The sequence below is a fragment of the Roseospira visakhapatnamensis genome, from assembly GCF_014197915.1.
Lineage (GTDB): Bacteria > Pseudomonadota > Alphaproteobacteria > Rhodospirillales > Rhodospirillaceae > Rhodospira > Rhodospira visakhapatnamensis.
This window is the reverse complement of sequence record NZ_JACIGK010000011.1, coordinates 59,888-78,520: the sequence shown is the minus strand read 5'-3', so window position 1 is coordinate 78,520 and position 18,633 is coordinate 59,888. Positions and strand designations below refer to the sequence as shown.

The window sequence follows — 18,633 nt, the reverse complement described above, 5'->3', positions numbered from 1 at the left end:
AATCGCCGGTCCGGTCTTTGGTTGCATTTCTCCTCTTCCTGTCGTATCTCGGATGACGTCAGGGGAGGGGACCCATGCACCAAGAACCGTGGCGGATGCCCATGCGGGCCGGGTCGTGGCGCCGGCTGTGGCCGGCCGTCGTCCTGGCCCCGGTGGTGATGCTGGTGGTCATTCTGGCGGCGATGCCGGCGGCGGGGGGCGTCCGGGACGCGCGCGCCGACGGGTGGCCGAACCGGCCGGTCACCCTGATCGTGCCCTCGGGCGCGGGCGGCGGCACCGACCAGACCGGCCGCCTGCTGGCCGAACGCCTGCGGGCGCGTCTGGGCCAGCCGGTCGTGGTGGTCAACCGGGGCCAGGGCGGGGGCGTGGTGGGCATCGGCGCCATCCGTGATGCCCGGCCCGACGGATATACGCTGGGGATTCTTTACAACTTCGCGCATTACACGCCCCTCGGGCAGGCCGCCGTCGAGGCCGAGGATTTCACCGCCATCGCCCAGTACAACGCCGACCCGGCGGCCGTGGTCGTGCACCGGGACAGCCCGTGGACCGATGTCGGTGCGGCCCTGGACGCCGTCAAGGCCGATCCCGGCGGTGTCACCATCGCCTGTGCCGGCGGCTGCGGAGGGTCCTGGCCGGTGGCCATCGCCAGCCTGTTGCGGGCCTGGGACGTGGATCCGGCGGCGGTGCGCATGATCCCCAGCCAGGGGGCGGCGGCGTCGTTGCAGGATCTGGCGGCCGGTGGCGTGGACATGGTGCCCTGCTCCCTGCCCGAGGCGCGGGCGCTGATGGAGGCCGGCGTGGTGCGCGGGCTGGCGGTGTTCGGGGCCGAGCGCCTGCCGGCCTTTGCCGCCGTGCCGTTGCTGGCCGAGGAAACCGGCCTGACCCTGGACCTGGGGGCCTGGCGCGGGCTGGTGGGGCCGGCCGGCCTGCCCGAGGCCGTCACCGCGCGCCTGGAACGGGCCATGGCCGATGTCGTCGCCGATCCTGGCTTCCGGGCCGAGATGGCGGATCGCGGTTTCGGCGTGGTCTGGCGGGATGGCGCGGCCTTCGCCGCCTTTCTGCGACAGCAGCAGACCACCGTGCGGGCCCTGCTGCGCGACCTGGGCCTGACCCGGGCGGACCCGTGACGCGGTCCCGGGACCGATGGGCCGGGGCGGTCGCCGCGCTGGCCGGCCTGGGGCTGATCGTCGCCACCCGCGACCTGCCGGGGGTGGGACAGCATCCCGTGGGGCCGGATCTGGCGCCCTGGCTCATCGGCCTGGCCATGATGGGCGCGGGTGCCTTGCTGGTCGCGCGGCCGCCCGCCGCACCGGAGGATGGCGGCCCCGACCCCTCGTCCCCCGGGCTGGAGGGCGGCACCGGTCCCGTCCTCCTGATGCTGGCCGGCGCGCTGGCCTGGGCGGTTCTGCTGGCGCCGCTGGGCTTCCTGGTGGTCACGCCGCCCCTGCTGGCGGGGCTGCTGTGGATGTGCACCGGGCGGCCGGGGCGGGCCGTGGGCCTGGCGGTGCTGGTCACGGGGGTGCTGCACGTCCTGGTCGCCGGCCTGCTGGGGGTGCCGCTGCCCTGGGGGCTGCTCGCGCCGCTGGCGCCCGCGCTGATGCCCGCGTTGGTGGGAGTCCCGACGGGGGCGCCGGCGTGGACCTGAGCGTCCTGGGCGCCGCCGCCGCCCTGGTGCTGACGCCCGCGGTGCTGGCGACCATGCTGGCCTTCGCGGTCGCCGGTCTGGTGGTCGGCGCCATCCCGGGCCTGACCGCCACCCTGGGTGTGGCGCTGCTGGTGCCGGCGACCCTGACCCTGGATCCGGTACCGGCGCTGGCCGGCCTGATGACCCTGGCCGCCACGGCGATCTTCGCCGGGGACCTGCCCGGCGCGCTGCTGCGCATTCCCGGCACCCCGGCCTCGGCCGCCTACGTGGACGCCGCTCATGCGCTCAGCCGGCAAGGGCAGGCCGGGCGGGCGCTGGGCCTGGGGCTGCTGTGCGCGGCGCTGGGGGGCGTGGCCGGGGCGCTGGCCCTGCTGACGCTGGCCCCGGTGCTGGCGCGGCTGGCCCTGTGCCTGAGCACGGTCGAGGTCTTCTGGCTGGCCCTTTTGGGGTTGTCGGCCGCCGCGCTGGTGGCCCGGGCCCATCCGCTGAAGGGCGCCGTGTCCCTGCTCGTCGGGCTGGCCCTGGGCTGCGTGGGGCTGGACCCGGTGTCGGGACACCCGCGTCTGACCGGGGGCCTGGAGGCCCTGAGCGGCGGGGTCGGGGTGATTCCGGTGATGATCGGCCTGTTTGCCCTGCCCGAGGTGGCGCGGGGCATCGGCACCCGGGCCGCGCCTCGGGGTCTGCCGGGCATGGCTCCGGGCTGGGGGGCGGCCGTGGCGCGCGATCTGTGGCGGCAGCGTGGACGCATCGCCGTGGGCTGCGGGCTGGGCACGGTGGTCGGCGCGGTGCCCGGGGCGGGGGCCGACATCGCCGCCTATCTGGCCCGGGCCGTGACCGATCACGGCGGGGGCGGGGCGGCCCGCGACCCGGGCGATGCCGAGGCCGCCGTGATCGCGCCGGCCGGCGCCGCCAACAACGCGGCCATTGGCGGCGCGCTGGTGCCGGCCACGGTGGTCGGCATCCCCGGCGATTCCCTGACCGCCGTGGTGATCGGCGCGATGACCCTGCACGGCCTGACGCCGGGGCCGACGGTGTTCCTGGTTCAGCCGGAGCGGATCACCGCCGTGGTGCTGGCCTTCCTGCTGGCCAATCTGATGCTGGTGCCGGTGGGACTGCTGGCGATCCGGTCGGCGCGCGTGGTGATGCGGGTGCCGCGCGCGGTGCTGGCCCCGATCATCCTGGTGGTCTGCCTGGTCGGCGCCTATGCGGTGGGGGGCACGCCGGAGGCCGTCGTGGTGATGCTGGCGGCGGGCCTGCTGGGGATCGCCCTGGAGGCGGCGGGCCTGCCCCTGGCGCCCCTGGTGCTGGGGCTGGTGCTGGGGCCGACGGTCGAGGAAACGTTGCTGGTCTCGTTGCTCAAGGCGGGCGGCGACCCGGCCATCCTGGTGAGCCGCCCGGGCGCGGTGGCCCTGGCGACGCTGACCCTTGGATTGTGGGGTGCCGGACTGGGCATGACGGCCCGCCGGCACCGCCGGTCCTGATGGATGGCCGGCGGGCGCTACTCCACCAGCGCCAGCGGTTTCTTGCCGCCGCCCTTGCCCGAGGTGTCCGGTCCCGAGGTCCCGGAGTCGTCCGGGTCGTCCGGCCGGGGGCCGCCCTTGGTGGGGCCGCCCTTGGTGGGTTCGATCTCGAACGCCGGGGCGTTGTCGACGATGGTGACGCGCACCACGCCGCCCTTGGTGAGGCGGCCGAACAGCAGTTCCTCGGCCAGGGGCTTCTTGATGGACTCCTGAATCACCCGGCTCAGCGGCCGCGCGCCCATGAGCTTGTCGTAGCCCTTCCGGGCCAGCCAGGAGCGGGCGTCGTCGGACAGTTCGATGACCACGTCGCGGTCGGCCAGTTGGGCCTCCAACTGCATCACGAACTTGTCCACCACCTTGCCCACCACCTCCGGCGCCAGGTTGGCGAAGGGGATGACGGCGTCCAGGCGGTTGCGGAACTCGGGCGAGAACATGCGCTCGACTTCCTTCTGGTCCTCGCCCGCGCGGTCGGCGCGGTTGAAGCCGATGGCTGCCTTGGCGAGCTGCTGGGCGCCGGCGTTGGTGGTCATGATGAGGATGGTGTTGCGGAAATCGACCGTCTTGCCGGCATGATCAGTCAGCTTGCCGTGGTCCATCACCTGCAACAGGATGTTGAACAGATCCGGGTGGGCCTTCTCGATCTCGTCCAGCAGCAACACGCTGTAGGGATGCTGATCCACGGCGTCGGTCAACAGGCCGCCCTGGTCGAAGCCCACGTAGCCGGGCGGGGCGCCGATCAGCCGCGAGACCGAGTGGCGCTCCATGTACTCGCTCATGTCGAAGCGCACCAGTTCGACCCCAAGGGTGATCGACAACTGGCGGGCCACCTCGGTCTTGCCGACGCCGGTGGGGCCGGAGAACAGGTAGCAGCCGATGGGCTTCTCGGGTTCGCGCAGGCCGGCGCGCGCGAGCTTGATGGCGCTGGACAGAGCCTCGATGGCGTCGTCCTGGCCGAACACCATGGTCTTCAGGTCCCGTTCCAGGTTGGCCAGCGCCGCCTGGTCGTCGCGCGACACCGTCTTGGGCGGGATGCGGGCGATCTTGGCGATGATCTCCTCCACGTCCTTGACGGTGACCGTCTTGCGCCGCCGGCTTTCGGGGATCAGCATGCGCGCCGCGCCCACCTCGTCGATGACGTCGATGGCCTTGTCGGGCAGCTTGCGGTCGTTGATGTACTTCGACGACAGGGTGACCGCCGCGCGCACCGCGTCGTTGGTGTAGCGCACGTTGTGGTGACGCTCGTAGTACGGCTTCAGGCCGGCGACGATCTTGATGGCGTCGTCCAGGCTGGGCTCGTTGACGTCGATCTTCTGGAACCGGCGCACCAGGGCGCGGTCCTTTTCGAAGTGGTTGCGGAACTCCTTGTAGGTGGTCGAGCCGATGCAGCGCAGCGAGCCCGCCGCCAGCGCCGGCTTCAGCAGGTTCGAGGCATCCATCGACCCGCCGGAGGTGGCGCCGGCGCCGATCACCGTGTGGATTTCGTCGATGAACAGGATGGCGCCCTCGAACTCCTCCATCTCCTTGATGACCGCCTTCAGGCGCTCCTCGAAGTCGCCGCGATAGCGGGTGCCGGCCAGCAGCGCCCCCATGTCCAGCGCGAAGATGGTGGCGTGCACCAGCACCTGCGGCACCTGGTCGTCGATGATGCGCCGCGCCAGCCCCTCGGCGATGGCCGTCTTGCCGACGCCGGGGTCCCCCACCAGCAGCGGATTGTTCTTGGTGCGCCGGCACAGGATCTGAATGGTGCGCTCCACCTCCAGGTCGCGGCCGATCAGCGGATCGATGCGCCCGTCGGCGGCCTTGCGGTTGAGATTGACGCAATAGGTGTCGAGGGCCTCCTGGCCCTTCTTGACCACCTCTTCCTCGCGCGTGCTTTCGGTGGTGCCGCGCGGTGCCCGGGGCTCGGCCTTTTCGGGGGCCTTGGCGATGCCGTGGGAGATGTAGTTGACCGCGTCCAGGCGGGTCATGTCCTGCATCTGGAGGAAGTAGACGGCGTGCGACTCGCGCTCCGCGAACAGGGCCACGAGGATATTGGCGCCGGTCACCTGCTCGCGTCCGGAACTCTGCACATGGATGGCGGCCCGCTGCACCACCCGTTGGAAACCGGCGGTGGGCTTGGGGTCGCCCTCCAGGCGGTCGACCACCAGACTTGACAGCTCGTGGTCGACGAAGGTGGTCAATTGCTCCCGCAGGCTTTCGGTGTCCACGGTGCAGGCCTTCAGCACCGCCACCGCGTCCTGGTCGTCCACCAGGGCGAGCAACAGGTGTTCCAGGGTGGCGTATTCGTGATGGCGTTCGGCGGCCAGGGCAAGCGCGCGGTGAAGGCTCATCTCAAGGTTGCGCGAGAGCATGGGCTGCTATTCCTTCTCCAGCGTGCACTGCAAGGGGTGCTGGTTCCGGCGCGCCAGATCCATCACCTGCGTGACCTTGGTTTCCGCCACCTCGTAGGTATAGACGCCACAAATCCCCACGCCGCGCTGGTGGACGTGCAGCATGATGCGGGTGGCTTCCTCATGCGACTTGCTGAAGAAGCGTTCCAGCACCATGACGACGAACTCCATGGGCGTGTAGTCGTCATTGAGCATCAGAACCTTGTACATGGCGGGCTTCTTGGTCTTTGGACGTGTTTTGATCACCACGCCCGTGTTTGGCCCGCCACCGCCAGGACCCTCGTCCCCATCCGAACCAAACAATGGACCCGTCATCGATCCGTTCCGCTTCCTGTTGTGCCTGGCGCCATCGTGTGGGGCGCGTCATGGTGATGATGTCAGCTGTTCGAAAAGCCCAGGACCGGTTGCGCGCGGCCTTTCCGCGGCGGCCCTGTCCTTGGCGCTGTCGTTCGCGTCGGACCGCCGGCCTCCCGACGCCCCGGGGGCGGCCGCGTGGCCTGTCCGGGTATTGTAGGGGGTGCGGGGCGGTCCAAGAAAGGGCCTACGGCAGGGCGGGCCATGGGCCGCCGAGACCCCTTTAACCGCCTGGATATGGGACCGCCCTCCGGTGGCCGCAACGGTCCCTGAGGCCAATCTATTGGTCCGGATCCGGCACGATCGCGGCATTCCCGAGTCGCCCGGCGCCCCGGACCCGGCCGCCGGCGGTGGCTCGCGGCGGTCCACGCCCGGCAGCGGCGCGCGGGCGGCCTCAGGTGGAGACCTTGCGGATCGCCCGCTGCAGTCCGTCCAGCAACACGTTGGCGTCGCGGCCTCCGTCCCCCTTCATGCGGCGGGTCAGGATCAGCCGGATGGTCTCCACGTGCACCCGCAGCACCTCGGCCTCGGCGCGGGTCGGCGTGCCCTCAAGGCCCTCGACAAACCGGCACAACTGGTCCCCCACCACGGTGATGAGGTCATAGCCGAAGCTGCCGCCCTGGCCCTTCATGTCGTGGGCCACGCGGAACAACTCCTTCTTGGCCGCCTCCGGGTCCGGAGGATCGTTGACCAGGTCGTCGCAGGCCCGTCCCAGCTGGGTGGCGTCCGCCTCGGCCCACGTCAGGTAGTCGTCCTGAAGATTGGCGATCAGGGCCTCGGCCTTCTCGATGGCCGCCAGATCGACGCCCCCGGCGGTCACCGGCGCCTTGCGGGACAGGTCGTCGGGGGGCTGGATGAACTCGGCGTCCTTGGTCTCGTCGGTCATGGCGCGCTCTCCTGGCCGGTCCGCGCGCATCCTGGCGACGATGGCCTCGGCCGGCCCCTCATCCCTATGTACCATCCTTGTCGGGGACCGCCAAAGCGAACGTTTCCGATCATGGCGACCTTGGGGTGATCCGCAGGGTGAGCGGCGCCAGTCCCTCGGCCTCGGCCCTCAGCGTGTCGCCGGGCCGCACCGGGCCGACGCCGGCCGGGGTGCCCGTGAACACCAGGTCGCCGGGGCGCAGCGTCACCAGACGCGACAGGTGGGCGAGGATGTCCGCCAGGGGCCAGATCATGTCGGCCAGGTCGCCGGCCTGGCGCGCCGCGCCGTTGACGGTGAGCGTGATCGTGCCCCGATGCGGCGGGCCATCCCGACCCGGTAGCGCGGTGGCCAGGGTGACCGGTCCCACCAGGGCGCTCTGATCGAAGCCCTTGGCCATGTCCCAGGGCTCGCCGGCGCGCTTGGCGTGTGCCTGAAGGTCGCGCCGTGTCATGTCCAGGCCGACGGCGTAGCCGGCGACCAGCGACAGCGCGGCGTCGGGGTCCAGATCGCGTCCAGCGGTCTCCGCCGCATCCCCCAGCACGACCACCAGTTCCACCTCCGGGTGAAGGTCGTCGGTCGCCGGAGGGTAGGGGCGGTCGCCGTCGCCCGGCACCACGGCATCCACCGGCTTGGTGAAGAACACGGGCGGCTGGCGGCCGGGGTCGGCGCCCATCTCGCGGGCGTGGTCGGCGTAGTTGCGTCCGACGCAGAAGACCCGGCGCAGCGGGATGGCGAGATCCTGGCCCAGGACCGGCAGGGCCACGGGGGGCATGGGCGGAAACAGAAACGGCGGCATCGGAACCTCGGGGTCGGCATGGGCTTGGGAGTCGGGATCGGGACCGGTCACTCGCCGATGGACAGCAGCAGGCCCTTGACCCGGGCCACGCGGAAGACCGACAGAAAGAACGCCGTGGCCGCGACAAGCAACACCCCGTTCAGGACCACGGCGGCGGCGAAGTGCATCAGGTTGAAGGTTCCGTCGAACATCACCTGGCGCATGCCCTCGAACACGTGGCTGGGCGGGAAGGCGTAGCCCACCGCCTGCAGCCAGACCGGCAGGGTGTCCATGGGATAGTAGATGCCGCTGATCGGCCAGAAGGCGAAGATCAGGATCCACGGCAGGCTCTCGGCGCCCAGGCCGAAACGCAACACCAGGGCGCTGACCAGCAGGCCGATGACCCAGCCCATCACCAGCATGTTCGCGAAGAAGGCCAGCAGCGGCAGGCCCAGGCCGTAGATGTTGTAGGCGTAGAACAGCCAGGCCAGCACCGTCGCCGGCACCAGGCCGATCAGGGTGCGGATGAGGCTCATGCTCATCAGCGCGCCCACCAGTTCCAGGGGCCGCAACGGGCTGACGAACAGATGGCCCAGGTTGCGGGCCCACATCTCTTCCAGGAACGACAGGGACAGGCCCAGGTTGCTGCGGAACATGACGTCCCACAGCAGCACGGCGGCGATGAAGATGCCGGCGGCCTGGGCGACCAGCGAGGACTCCTCGGCGAGGAAGCTGGTGATGAAGCCCCAGGTGATCATCTGCATGATCGGCCAGTAGGCCATTTCCAGCAGCCGGGGAATCGACCCGCGCATCACGTACCAGTGCCGCAGCATCAAGGCCAGCACCCGGCGGGGCGCGAAAGCGCGCGCGGCATGCGCCTCGCGGGGGTCGACGGTGGCCGGCGAACCGGGCGGGCGCTCAAACGGCATCGTCCACCTTGCGCAGGACATGGAACACATAGCCATAGGCATCGCCGAAGCGCCGCCACATGTCGATCTCGCGGTCGTTGGCGTCCAGCACCCGGGTTAGCGCCGGACCGGCATCGGCGCGCAGGGCGGCGCTGCGCTCGGCCAGCGGCTTGTAGTAGTCGTCCCACCACGCCTCGCGTGGAAGGGCATGGGTCCCCAGCACCTCGAAGCCTTCGGCGGCGGCCTGCTCGGACTTCTGCTCGACCGTCAGCAACCGGATGCCTTCCTCCTCTTCCCAGAAGGCGCGCGCGTCGGCCGGCGGGTCGTCGGTCAGCCAGGCCGCGTCGCTGGCCACCAGCAGTCCCCCCGGTACCAGCAGGGGGCGCCACAGGCGCAACCCCTCAATGAAGCCGGGGATGTAGATGCAGCCCTCGGCCCAGATCAGGGCCACGCCCCCGGGCTCGTCGGCCAGATTGAAGAAGGATTGCTGGCGCGTCTCGATCAGGGTCGACAGGCCGGCCAGGTCGGCGGCCATGGCCAGCCGTTCCAGGTACGGGCGGTGGCTGTCGATGGCCACCACGGAGTGCTTCAACACCCGGGCCAGAACCAGGGTCTGGCGTCCGGGGCCGCATCCCAGGTCCAGGACCGCCCCGGCGGGCAGGGGAGGCAGGCCGCGCGCCACGGCCTCGGTCATCGCGTCGCTGCCGGGGCCTTCGCGCGGCAGGTCATGGTGCAGGGTAAAGAAGGCATCCCAGTCTATGGTGGTATCGTCCACGGCTCCAGTCCCGAACGGCGGCGAACCCCGAGGCGCGCCGACGTGACGGGTGTCAGCGGGGTCGACGACCCTGGGCGCGGTCGGGGATGACTGGGGTCAAGTGTACGGACACGGACGCGCCTTGGGAAGACGGGTGGCGGCGATGCGCCGCCAAGGCGCCGGATCCACGCCATAATCTTCACCGTCTCGTCGCGGTGTCTTTCCGTGGTCCGGCGGTCGGACCGGAGGCGCGTCCCCGCCCACCCCGCCCGTCCGAGACCCCGACGGGTCAGGCCCCGCGAATCCGGTCTGACCGGGGGCAAGATGAGGCAGGAGGGGGACATGGCCATGAAACGGCTGGGTGTGCTTGCGGTCACGGGGCTGCTGCTGGCCGGATGCGCGGGTGGCGGCGGGCGAACGCCGCGCCTCGGTCCGCCGCCACGGTCAGATGCAGCACATGGGGCGAGGCTTCCGTATCAAGCCGCTGGTCCACCAACCGCCACGGCGGTTCGATCCCGAGGCCAAGGGCGAGAATCTCGTTGGAATGCATGCGGTCCCCCACGCCCGTCCGACCCTGGCCAGCCAGCCATCGGTGCCGGCCCCGTCAAGACCAGGCCGCGCTGCGCGCGGTGGCCCGCGGCCCGTCTTGACCGGCCCTTCCCCCGATGGCCCGGCGGCTGGCAGGTCGGGACGGAGGGATGATCGTGGTCCCGATCAAACCAAGGGATATACGGTTTCTGGTAGGCGTCAGCCAGCTCCGGTCCTCACACCTGATTCCACTTCAAATGTCGAAGAGGCGGAAGGACGGGGTCTTGCCCCTGCCAGCCGTTCAGTCCCGCCGGGCTTCAATGAGGCCGGGGCATGACTGCCCCGGAAGGTACCAAACGGCCATCCTCCTTGTTCACCATAAGGGGCTTCAATGAGGCCGGGGCATGACTGCCCCGGAAGGGTCCCGCGCGTGAGTTGATCCCGGTCCGGTCTGTCGCCGCTTCAATGAGGCCGGGGCATGACTGCCCCGGAAGGATGGCAGACCCTCACATGGACGCCGACCTTTATCGCAGCTTCAATGAGGCCGGGGCATGACTGCCCCGGAAGGAGAACATCCGCCCCCGGAACACTCTCTCGAACAAGTCGCTTCAATGAGGCCGGGGCATGACTGCCCCGGAAGGGAGATACCACCGCATGGTCAAGACTCCGCTCTGATGCTTCAATGAGGCCGGGGCATGACTGCCCCGGAAGGGAGTAGCCATGAGAACAACGAGCCAGTGGGATTATGAATGCTTCAATGAGGCCGGGGCATGACTGCCCCGGAAGGGGGAACGCGGCCGGGGCTGCGCCGGCGTGCGTTACGTCCGCTTCAATGAGGCCGGGGCATGACTGCCCCGGAAGGGCGACCTGCTGTCCCACCCGCCCGACCCTGACCCCGACGACGCTTCAATGAGGCCGGGGCATGACTGCCCCGGAAGGCCGTCGTCTGGTCCACGGCGTAGACGAGTCCCGCCCAGGCTTCAATGAGGCCGGGGCATGACTGCCCCGGAAGGAACGGCGTGCCCTATCAGGGGATCAACGTCATCCTGCTGCTTCAATGAGGCCGGGGCATGACTGCCCCGGAAGGTCGAAATGCTGGTATATCGCCCCGACCTATTCGATGGGCTTCAATGAGGCCGGGGCATGACTGCCCCGGAAGGAATGGCCGATACTCGTGGGGTTTCAGTCCGCGATGAGCTTCAATGAGGCCGGGGCATGACTGCCCCGGAAGGGAAGCAGATGTGGCGCGGCCATAAATACACGATTTGGCTTCAATGAGGCCGGGGCATGACTGCCCCGGAAGGCGCGTCTGCCGGACAACGTCCAACGAGTCGGCGCCCTCGCTTCAATGAGGCCGGGGCATGACTGCCCCGGAAGGCGCAGAATCGTCCGGGCGTGTCTGGTTCAGCTTCGCCTGCTTCAATGAGGCCGGGGCATGACTGCCCCGGAAGGCCAGACATGAATATCCCAGGATCGTTCGAGAAATCCTGCTTCAATGAGGCCGGGGCATGACTGCCCCGGAAGGGGGTAGACTAGGTCCATCGTGGCACGGTCCGTGTGCTCGCTTCAATGAGGCCGGGGCATGACTGCCCCGGAAGGTATCAGTTGACGGTCGAAGCCGTCTTTGACTACAGCGGCTTCAATGAGGCCGGGGCATGACTGCCCCGGAAGGCCGCAGCCTGGAGACGTCTTCAGCGGCCACCGCTCGGGCGAGCTTCAATGAGGCCGGGGCATGACTGCCCCGGAAGGCGCCTGCATCTGCGTCCCAGCAAAACGCCCGCCAGCCGGCTTCAATGAGGCCGGGGCATGACTGCCCCGGAAGGATTAGAGGAACATAATCGATTCCAGGCGGTCGCGGAGCTTCAATGAGGCCGGGGCATGACTGCCCCGGAAGGCGGAATACGCCTCCCTACCATCCGAGCCTCATGAGTCAAGCTTCAATGAGGCCGGGGCATGACTGCCCCGGAAGGAGTGACTAGGGGGCGGTCGTCCCCTGCACACATGGACGCTTCAATGAGGCCGGGGCATGACTGCCCCGGAAGGGGCCGATCTGGCTGCCGAGGTCAAGGCCGCGCACCAGCTTCAATGAGGCCGGGGCATGACTGCCCCGGAAGGGCGCCCGCAAGCGCTGCACCCAGCACAGCGGACGATTCGGCTTCAATGAGGCCGGGGCATGACTGCCCCGGAAGGCATCGGTGGGCGGCCTTGTGGCCGTCTCGATGCAAAGGCTTCAATGAGGCCGGGGCATGACTGCCCCGGAAGGCAGTTTCATCGCGCACGTCACCCGGTTCAGCGACGCGGAGCTTCAATGAGGCCGGGGCATGACTGCCCCGGAAGGCGCTGGCCCCGCCGAGCGGCGCGCCGCTCTCGTCAGAGGGCTTCAATGAGGCCGGGGCATGACTGCCCCGGAAGGGCCCATGCCTAGGCAGGGCTTCGACAGATTCGACCCGCTTCAATGAGGCCGGGGCATGACTGCCCCGGAAGGCTCGCCCAGGCGACCGCGCATCAGGGGGATCGTGCCGCTTCAATGAGGCCGGGGCATGACTGCCCCGGAAGGGGGACCTGGATGGCCGGCTGATTTGCGAGGCGGCCGAGCTTCAATGAGGCCGGGGCATGACTGCCCCGGAAGGTTGATTGGCGGGGGGTTGGATGAAGAGGACATCCCAGGCGCGCTTCAATGAGGCCGGGGCATGACTGCCCCGGAAGGCGGTATCGCGAGCGTGGAGAAGATGCTGGCATCCCTGGCTTCAATGAGGCCGGGGCATGACTGCCCCGGAAGGCCCCTTGTCGCCATCACAGCACCTCCAGGCATGCACAAGCTTCAATGAGGCCGGGGCATGACTGCCCCGGAAGGTTGGCGATGCGGATGCTCCGGATGGCCGGATCGGCCAAGCTTCAATGAGGCCGGGGCATGACTGCCCCGGAAGGCACAAACACAGGCCGAGGGTTCCGGTCAAAATGAGAGCGCTTCAATGAGGCCGGGGCATGACTGCCCCGGAAGGCGACGCCGGCATGAGCCTTCGCGACTGGTTCGCGGGGGCTTCAATGAGGCCGGGGCATGACTGCCCCGGAAGGCTGCACGTCCGGGTAGTGACCGGACGGGAGGGCGTGTGATGCTTCAATGAGGCCGGGGCATGACTGCCCCGGAAGGCCGTTTGAATATCCGGACGCGCATATCGAGCACGATGGCGCTTCAATGAGGCCGGGGCATGACTGCCCCGGAAGGGCGAATCAAAGCTACCGAGTGTATCTCGCCAGCCCGTATACGCTTCAATGAGGCCGGGGCATGACTGCCCCGGAAGGCTTGGTTCCCACCAAGCTCACAGCGCCAGCCCCCATGCTTCAATGAGGCCGGGGCATGACTGCCCCGGAAGGCGATCGGCTTACCGTAGGCAAGCGGGCGCACCCACGATCGCTTCAATGAGGCCGGGGCATGACTGCCCCGGAAGGCCGAACAGGCCCAGGCCAGCCAGGGCAGCAGGTGGGCCGGAGCTTCAATGAGGCCGGGGCATGACTGCCCCGGAAGGCTGTCCATGTCCTGCACCCTGGGCGAGTTCAATCAGGAGCTTCAATGAGGCCGGGGCATGACTGCCCCGGAAGGTTGTGAGGCCCGATCATGGCGACGCTCCCCCCAGTGGCTTCAATGAGGCCGGGGCATGACTGCCCCGGAAGGATGTCTCCCGTTTCACCGGCCGTGCGCGCAAATTCCGTGCTTCAATGAGGCCGGGGCATGACTGCCCCGGAAGGGTCAGAGAAGTTGATAGCCCCCGTCAAGAGACTATCCAGGCTTCAATGAGGCCGGGGCATGACTGCCCCGGAAGGAGGCCGGCGAACGGCCCGGTGCCGCCGGAGCCGAACCGCTTCAATGAGGCCGGGGCATGACTGCCCCGGAAGGGTTGAATGTGAGTCGAGCGTAGGAGTACGCACGGTATGGAGCTTCAATGAGGCCGGGGCATGACTGCCCCGGAAGGCACCCGGGTGCCGTTAGCCTCCTGGTGGTAGTCCGAAGCTTCAATGAGGCCGGGGCATGACTGCCCCGGAAGGGCCCAACCCGTCGGTCGGGGCCGCTGTGGCGTCCGCCCCGGCTTCAATGAGGCCGGGGCATGACTGCCCCGGAAGGGCCCGGTTGGGGTCGGACTGGCGGCAGATTATGGCGCGCTTCAATGAGGCCGGGGCATGACTGCCCCGGAAGGGGGGACAGGGTCGTCCTCGCCGAAAAACATCCGCCCCCGCTTCAATGAGGCCGGGGCATGACTGCCCCGGAAGGACGCCCATCGGAAGTCGGCGCGTCCACACCAACGCCAATGCTTCAATGAGGCCGGGGCATGACTGCCCCGGAAGGGGCCAGCCGAACGCCGATGAACACAGACGCTATCTGAAGCTTCAATGAGGCCGGGGCATGACTGCCCCGGAAGGCGGGCTACGGAACTCCTGGACAAGGCCAATCGGCACCGCTTCAATGAGGCCGGGGCATGACTGCCCCGGAAGGAGCCCCCCTCGCAAGGCCCTGAATCGCCCGTAAGTCTGCCGCTGTTTTCGAGCGCTGGCAAGACACACGCGGTGAACACCGAGTCGGACCAGCGGTCCGCATCGGCGGGTGCCGCGCATCGTCGCGCATCGTGTTGATTCACCATGGCAAACAGCGGATTCGAGCGCTGCGGGAGTCGGCGGCGCCGCACCAGCGCTCGCCCGCGCGCGGCACCCCGGTGCCCAACCGGGCGCTCGGGACGATGACGCATCGGAAGATTACACGATGACGGGCTTGCGCTCCACCACGGCGACAGACTTGCCCAGACTCTCGATGCGGGGCTTGACCGTGTCCGCCGGGCCCAGGTCGAGGATCAGCACGTGATCGGCGCCGTCTTGGATGGCCTCCGAAAGCGCCCCGCGCAGGTGCACCAGGCGTTTGCGCGACAGCCGGCACTGGAAGAGGGAGAGTTGCAGCCATTCCCCATATCCGTTCATCACCGTCCACACCCGGCGCCAGCGTTTCTGGTCGGCGATGTCGTAGGCGACAATGTAGAGACGCTCGTCAGTCGCGGTCGGCATCGGACGCATCTTCTCTATCGCGGTGTCACCCAGGGGAAGGTGTCGATCTCCCCGTGCAGGTGGCGGCAGAGCAGGCGTGCCTGGACCTCGATCAGGCGGCGGTAGCTGATCTGATAGCCGAACACGGGGTGGGTCAGGTCCTGCTCCAGGCGGCGTTCGAAGGCGGCGATCAGGGCCTTGCGGGCCGCCGGGGCCATGGCGCAGCTGCCGGCCGCGTGGACGAAGTCGCCGGGCGCGACCTCGCCATTGTTGATGACCGTCAGCACGGCCGATTCGGCGATCAAGGGACGGTCGGGTTCCATCATGTCCAGGGCGAGGGCCGGGCGGCCGTGGCGGACGGTGTGGTAGAACCCCCGGTACGGGTCCAATCCCACGGCCGACAGGGCGACGTGCCACGTCCGCACCAGCAAGGCATAGGCAAAGGACAGCAACGCATTCACCGGATCGGTGGGCGGGCGACGGTTGCGGGTGCGGAAGTCGAAGGCGACCGGTCCGCCCTCTTTCAGCATCAGCGGAAAGGCCCCGAAGTAGGCGGCGGCCGCGGCCCCCTCAATGCCCAACAACGTGGCGGTATCGTGTGCCTGTCCGGCGTCTCCCGCCAAGCGCTTCAAAGCACGGAGAGTCTCGGTCGCGGCGTCGGGTGGATGCGTGTCGCGACGGTTGCGGCGCAGCAAGGTGCGGGCATTGCGGATCTTCGCCGCCACCGCGCCGCGCGCGAACCGCAGCGACCAGCCGGGGTCGAACGCGCATCGGTACTGCGCCTCGCGGGCCGCCACAGTGCGATGGCCCAGCCCCACCGTGTGGCCTAGGAACCAGCCGCCGTGGCTGTGCCAGGAGACGGGGATCTCGCGGCGCATCATCTCGTGCAGGGCCGGCGCCGTGACCGAGACGTTGCCGAACACCACAAGCTGTGAGACCTCGGGCAGGCGCGCCTTGACCGGGGCCGCGTCGTCGAGCGTGACGACAAGCTGCCCGCCCGACTTGCCGACCTTGCCGTGGCCGGCCTGCACGATCAGCGGCAGGGCGTCGGGCCGCGCGGCCGCCAGTGGACGCGGCGCGGGCGCCGTGCCCAGAGCGTGACCGATTTCGTCGGGCAGGCAGATCCCCACCAGGGCGCAGCGGGGGCATTTGGGGCTGTCGATCAGGGGTGGCGGCGGTCGGGCCTGTGCCGCCGCCAAACGCAGTCCATGGACCGCGTGCAGGGCCGCCTGTCGCAAGGCGTCGTCGAAGGGAACCCGGACCCGCTCGCGGCTGGCGCGGTAGTATAAAAAGCCCTCGTGACAGCGGTAGCCGTGCTCCTCCAGCAGCAGACCCTGCAGGCAGACCTGCACCCGTTCGGGGTCGTAGGCGCCGAGGGCGACATGCGGGCGCTTGCCGCGCTTGGTGTCCACGGGGCTGACGCGGCCGCCGTCCCCCTCCACCAGATCCAGCACGCCGGTGATGCCCAGGCGCTCCGACGTCAGAGCCACCGAGCGGGCGTGAATGTCCTCGGTGTCGTCCTCGTCCGGTGGCGCATCGGGCAGCGTGCCGCCACCCGCGTCCACCCGTTTGTGAACCTGGCGCCCCTCCTCGGTGTCGGCGGTGTCGGTCCAGGCCCCATCGACCCACATCAGCCAGGCAACACGCGGACAATAGACATACTCACTGACCATCCGCACCGGCACCAGGGCCGCTCCCTCCGGCGCTGGCGGGGCCGGCAACGGAAGCTCGGGCTCGCGGTTGGGATCGGGGCGGTCGGTCATGGGAGCGCGCCCTTGCCTACAGGGCCTCAGCGTGGGTGACGGCCTCGACGCGGTCGGCGTGGGTCAGCGGCATGACGGGGTCTCCTTGGGGGGCAAGGCGTGTCTGGTCCGACCCGAAACACGTCATACTCGTCCCCGACACCCCACAACGCAAGAGACGGAGAGGTGTGTTTATGCGGCCATGGGGTGTAGGCAGTGGTGCTCGCCAGGCCAATGGCGTCAACTGATACCAGCGGCGGACGAGTGTGACTCATCCGCCGAGCGGCGCCGGCAATGGGACCGACGGACTGAGCGGAGTCGGTGTGTGCCGAATCCCCGGCCGGTCCGTGATCACGCGCGATCAGGCTGAACCAGTCCGTTTGCCCCTATCCGATTCACACTTTTTTGTGTCGATGTAATTGAGGCCACCGAAGTATAACCGGGCTGGCGCCCGGTTTTGTCCTGGGGGCACAGCCCCCAGTCCCCCAGTTCTTCTTCCGGAAAGAAAAAGGAGGGCTTGGGAGGTCTCCTCCCAAACGGGGGTCCTGGGGCCGTCGCCCCCGCATCATCCTCGGCAAAGGCCGCCAATGGGAAAAAGGTGTGTGAACACGATCGCGCTCACCCGGGGGTTCGGCGTGCACCCGTGCCGGACAGACGCCGAAGGGGCCAGACTCAGGCGTGGGCCGCCCGCCGCCGCTTGGCCACGACGCGCTCGCGATGGATCACGTACAGGCCGGCGGCGGTGATCAGGATCAGCCCCACCCAGGTGCCGGCGGTCGGCAACAGGCTGAAGACCAGCAGGTCGAGCGCCGTGCCGTACAGGATGTAGCTGTAGTCGAAGGGGGCCACCAAAGCCGCCGGTGCCAGGCTGAAGGCGCGGGTCAGGCATAGCTGGGCCAGCCCGCCGATCACGCCGATGCTCACCAGGCCGAGGGCCTGAACCGGGCTGGGCGGGATCCAGACCCAGGCCACCAGCGGCAGGGCGACCGCCAGCATGATGAGCGCGTTGGCGGCCGTCACCAGGGTGGATGGCACCGCCTTGCCGGCCACCCGCAGGCTGATCATCCACAGCGCGTAGCAGAGCGCCCCCGCCATCGCCCACAGGGCGGCCGGGCCGAACACGGCACCGCCCGGGCGCAGAATGACCAGCACGCCCACGAATCCCACCAGGACGGCGCTCCACCGATGGAGGCCGACGGGTTCGCGCAGCAGCGGCACGGACAGGGCGGTGACGATCAGGGGGGCGGTGAACAGGATCGCGGCGACCTCGATGAGCGACAGGGTGCGCCAGGCCACCAGGAAGCTGGCCAGCGCGCCGGCGCCCAGCAGTCCCGCCAGCAGCAGCTTGAGGGCCGCGCCCCGGGCCGTGCGGATCAGCGCGCGTCCGCCGCCGCCCAGCCGCCAGGCCAGCGGCAGCACGATCAGCAGCGCCCCGGAGGCCCGGAACAGCAGGATCTGGGCTACGGGGAAGTGAGGGGTCAATGCCTTGGCCAAGGTGTCCATGCCTGAGAACAGGGCCACGGCCAGCAGCATGAAGCCGATTCCCGCGAGGGGGCGGTCCATGCTTCGTCCCGTGTCGCCGTCCGTGATGGCGCGATGGGGGACGGCGGCCGGGGGGGCGCCGGGACCCGGATTGGGCGCGGGATCGGTCATGGAGGCTCCCGTGACGGGCGGAATGAGGACGGATGCGCCCTCGCTTAGGCCGGCGGACCCGGGCGGGCAAGCCTAAAGATCGCGGGTCTGGTCCGCCAAGATCGCGCCTGCGCCCGGGAGTCCGCCCCGGGGGTCCGCCCCGGGGTGCCACCGGAGAGGCGTCGGCGAGAGTCCCGACGCCGGCCGCCGGCATGCGGGAAACGGCTGGCCAAAAGTTCCGCGTCAGCGATGATGCATGCACGCTGTGTTTTTTGCGGCTGGAGCGGCCGGACTCTCCGCCTGTTCCGCCGCATTACCGCGAATTCACCAGCGGAATTCCGTATGTTCCTTGAACCCATCGGCGATCTGTGTCTATGATCACGATTGTTGCTATGACCCACCGGGGCTGGGTGGGGAAACAACATGATACAA

Annotated in this window: 13 protein-coding genes and 1 CRISPR repeat array; of the genes, 3 read left to right on the top strand and 10 right to left on the bottom strand. The window is 69.2% G+C overall.

The genetic code is table 11. The features are described 5' to 3' along the window. Window positions 1-74 precede the first annotated feature (74 nt). The 3 genes from GGD89_RS08875 to GGD89_RS08865 are packed head-to-tail and all read left to right on the top strand — an operon-like array spanning window position 75 to window position 3,126. Entirely contained in the window at window positions 75-1,127 is a 1,053-nt protein-coding gene (locus GGD89_RS08875; RefSeq protein ID WP_184044260.1) for a Bug family tripartite tricarboxylate transporter substrate binding protein, read from the top strand. Then, entirely contained in the window at window positions 1,124-1,645 is a 522-nt protein-coding gene (locus GGD89_RS08870; RefSeq protein WP_184044258.1) for a tripartite tricarboxylate transporter TctB family protein, read from the top strand. The genes GGD89_RS08875 and GGD89_RS08870 overlap by 4 nt, the downstream gene beginning before the upstream one ends. Then, window positions 1,636-3,126 (top strand): tripartite tricarboxylate transporter permease, encoded by a 1,491-nt coding sequence (locus GGD89_RS08865; RefSeq protein ID WP_343058567.1) that lies wholly within the window; start codon window positions 1,636-1,638, stop codon window positions 3,124-3,126. Before GGD89_RS08870 ends, GGD89_RS08865 begins: the two co-directional genes overlap by 10 nt. Before the next feature lie 17 nt (window positions 3,127-3,143). Here the strand turns inward: GGD89_RS08865 and clpA are convergent, their stop codons facing one another. From clpA to GGD89_RS08815, 10 genes are all read right to left on the bottom strand, one after another. After that, entirely contained in the window at window positions 3,144-5,516 is a 2,373-nt protein-coding gene (gene clpA / locus GGD89_RS08860; RefSeq protein ID WP_184044256.1) for an ATP-dependent Clp protease ATP-binding subunit ClpA, read from the bottom strand. A 6-nt stretch (window positions 5,517-5,522) separates the two neighbouring features. Next, the gene (gene clpS, locus GGD89_RS08855) at window positions 5,523-5,870 is read right to left on the bottom strand and encodes an ATP-dependent Clp protease adapter ClpS (protein ID WP_184044254.1); all 348 of its coding nucleotides are present in this window, start codon (window positions 5,868-5,870) and stop codon (window positions 5,523-5,525) included. A 433-nt stretch (window positions 5,871-6,303) separates the two neighbouring features. Beyond that, the gene (locus GGD89_RS08850; protein ID WP_184044252.1) at window positions 6,304-6,795 is read right to left on the bottom strand and encodes an Hpt domain-containing protein; all 492 of its coding nucleotides are present in this window, start codon (window positions 6,793-6,795) and stop codon (window positions 6,304-6,306) included. 109 nt (window positions 6,796-6,904) lie between these two features. Next, complete coding sequence (locus GGD89_RS08845; protein WP_184044250.1) at window positions 6,905-7,630, bottom strand: fumarylacetoacetate hydrolase family protein; 726 nt, start codon at window positions 7,628-7,630, stop codon at window positions 6,905-6,907. A 47-nt stretch (window positions 7,631-7,677) separates the two neighbouring features. Beyond that, the gene (locus GGD89_RS08840; RefSeq protein WP_246422993.1) at window positions 7,678-8,538 is read right to left on the bottom strand and encodes an ABC transporter permease; all 861 of its coding nucleotides are present in this window, start codon (window positions 8,536-8,538) and stop codon (window positions 7,678-7,680) included. Continuing rightward, a complete protein-coding gene (locus GGD89_RS08835) occupies window positions 8,528-9,292 on the bottom strand; it encodes a methyltransferase domain-containing protein (protein ID WP_221238385.1) in 765 nt (254 codons plus the stop codon). Before GGD89_RS08835 ends, GGD89_RS08840 begins: the two co-directional genes overlap by 11 nt. A gap of 352 nt (window positions 9,293-9,644) precedes the next feature. Continuing rightward, entirely contained in the window at window positions 9,645-9,821 is a 177-nt protein-coding gene (locus GGD89_RS08830; protein ID WP_184044246.1) for a hypothetical protein, read from the bottom strand. Window positions 9,822-10,113: 292 nt separating this feature from the next. Then, a CRISPR array of direct repeats spans window positions 10,114-14,288; the repeat unit is 36 nt; unit sequence GCTTCAATGAGGCCGGGGCATGACTGCCCCGGAAGG. A 257-nt stretch (window positions 14,289-14,545) separates the two neighbouring features. After that, window positions 14,546-14,848, bottom strand: a complete 303-nt coding sequence (gene cas2 / locus GGD89_RS08825) for a CRISPR-associated endonuclease Cas2 (RefSeq protein ID WP_184044244.1) — start codon at window positions 14,846-14,848, stop codon at window positions 14,546-14,548. A 14-nt stretch (window positions 14,849-14,862) separates the two neighbouring features. Next, the gene (gene cas4g/cas1g / locus GGD89_RS08820) at window positions 14,863-16,590 is read right to left on the bottom strand and encodes a CRISPR-associated endonuclease Cas4g/Cas1g (protein WP_184044242.1); all 1,728 of its coding nucleotides are present in this window, start codon (window positions 16,588-16,590) and stop codon (window positions 14,863-14,865) included. Between the two features lie 651 nt (window positions 16,591-17,241). Continuing rightward, window positions 17,242-18,222, bottom strand: a complete 981-nt coding sequence (locus tag GGD89_RS08815) for a DMT family transporter (protein ID WP_184044240.1) — start codon at window positions 18,220-18,222, stop codon at window positions 17,242-17,244. Between the last annotated feature and the right edge of the window lie 411 nt (window positions 18,223-18,633).

Bases quoted from the DNA above. Each gene is read 5' to 3' on its own strand.
- GGD89_RS08845 (WP_184044250.1), bottom strand. From the start codon at position 7,630: ATGCCGCCGTTTCTGTTTCCGCCCATGCCCCCCGTGGCCCTGCCGGTC.
- clpA (WP_184044256.1), bottom strand. From the start codon at position 5,516: ATGCTCTCGCGCAACCTTGAGATGAGCCTTCACCGCGCGCTTGCCCTG.
- cas2 (WP_184044244.1), bottom strand. From the start codon at position 14,848: ATGCCGACCGCGACTGACGAGCGTCTCTACATTGTCGCCTACGACATC.
- GGD89_RS08875 (WP_184044260.1), top strand. From the start codon at position 75: ATGCACCAAGAACCGTGGCGGATGCCCATGCGGGCCGGGTCGTGGCGC.
- GGD89_RS08850 (WP_184044252.1), bottom strand. From the start codon at position 6,795: ATGACCGACGAGACCAAGGACGCCGAGTTCATCCAGCCCCCCGACGAC.
- GGD89_RS08830 (WP_184044246.1), bottom strand. From the start codon at position 9,821: ATGCATTCCAACGAGATTCTCGCCCTTGGCCTCGGGATCGAACCGCCG.
- cas4g/cas1g (WP_184044242.1), bottom strand. From the start codon at position 16,590: ATGACCGACCGCCCCGATCCCAACCGCGAGCCCGAGCTTCCGTTGCCG.
- GGD89_RS08815 (WP_184044240.1), bottom strand. From the start codon at position 18,222: ATGACCGATCCCGCGCCCAATCCGGGTCCCGGCGCCCCCCCGGCCGCC.
- clpS (WP_184044254.1), bottom strand. From the start codon at position 5,870: ATGACGGGTCCATTGTTTGGTTCGGATGGGGACGAGGGTCCTGGCGGT.
- GGD89_RS08840 (WP_246422993.1), bottom strand. From the start codon at position 8,538: ATGCCGTTTGAGCGCCCGCCCGGTTCGCCGGCCACCGTCGACCCCCGC.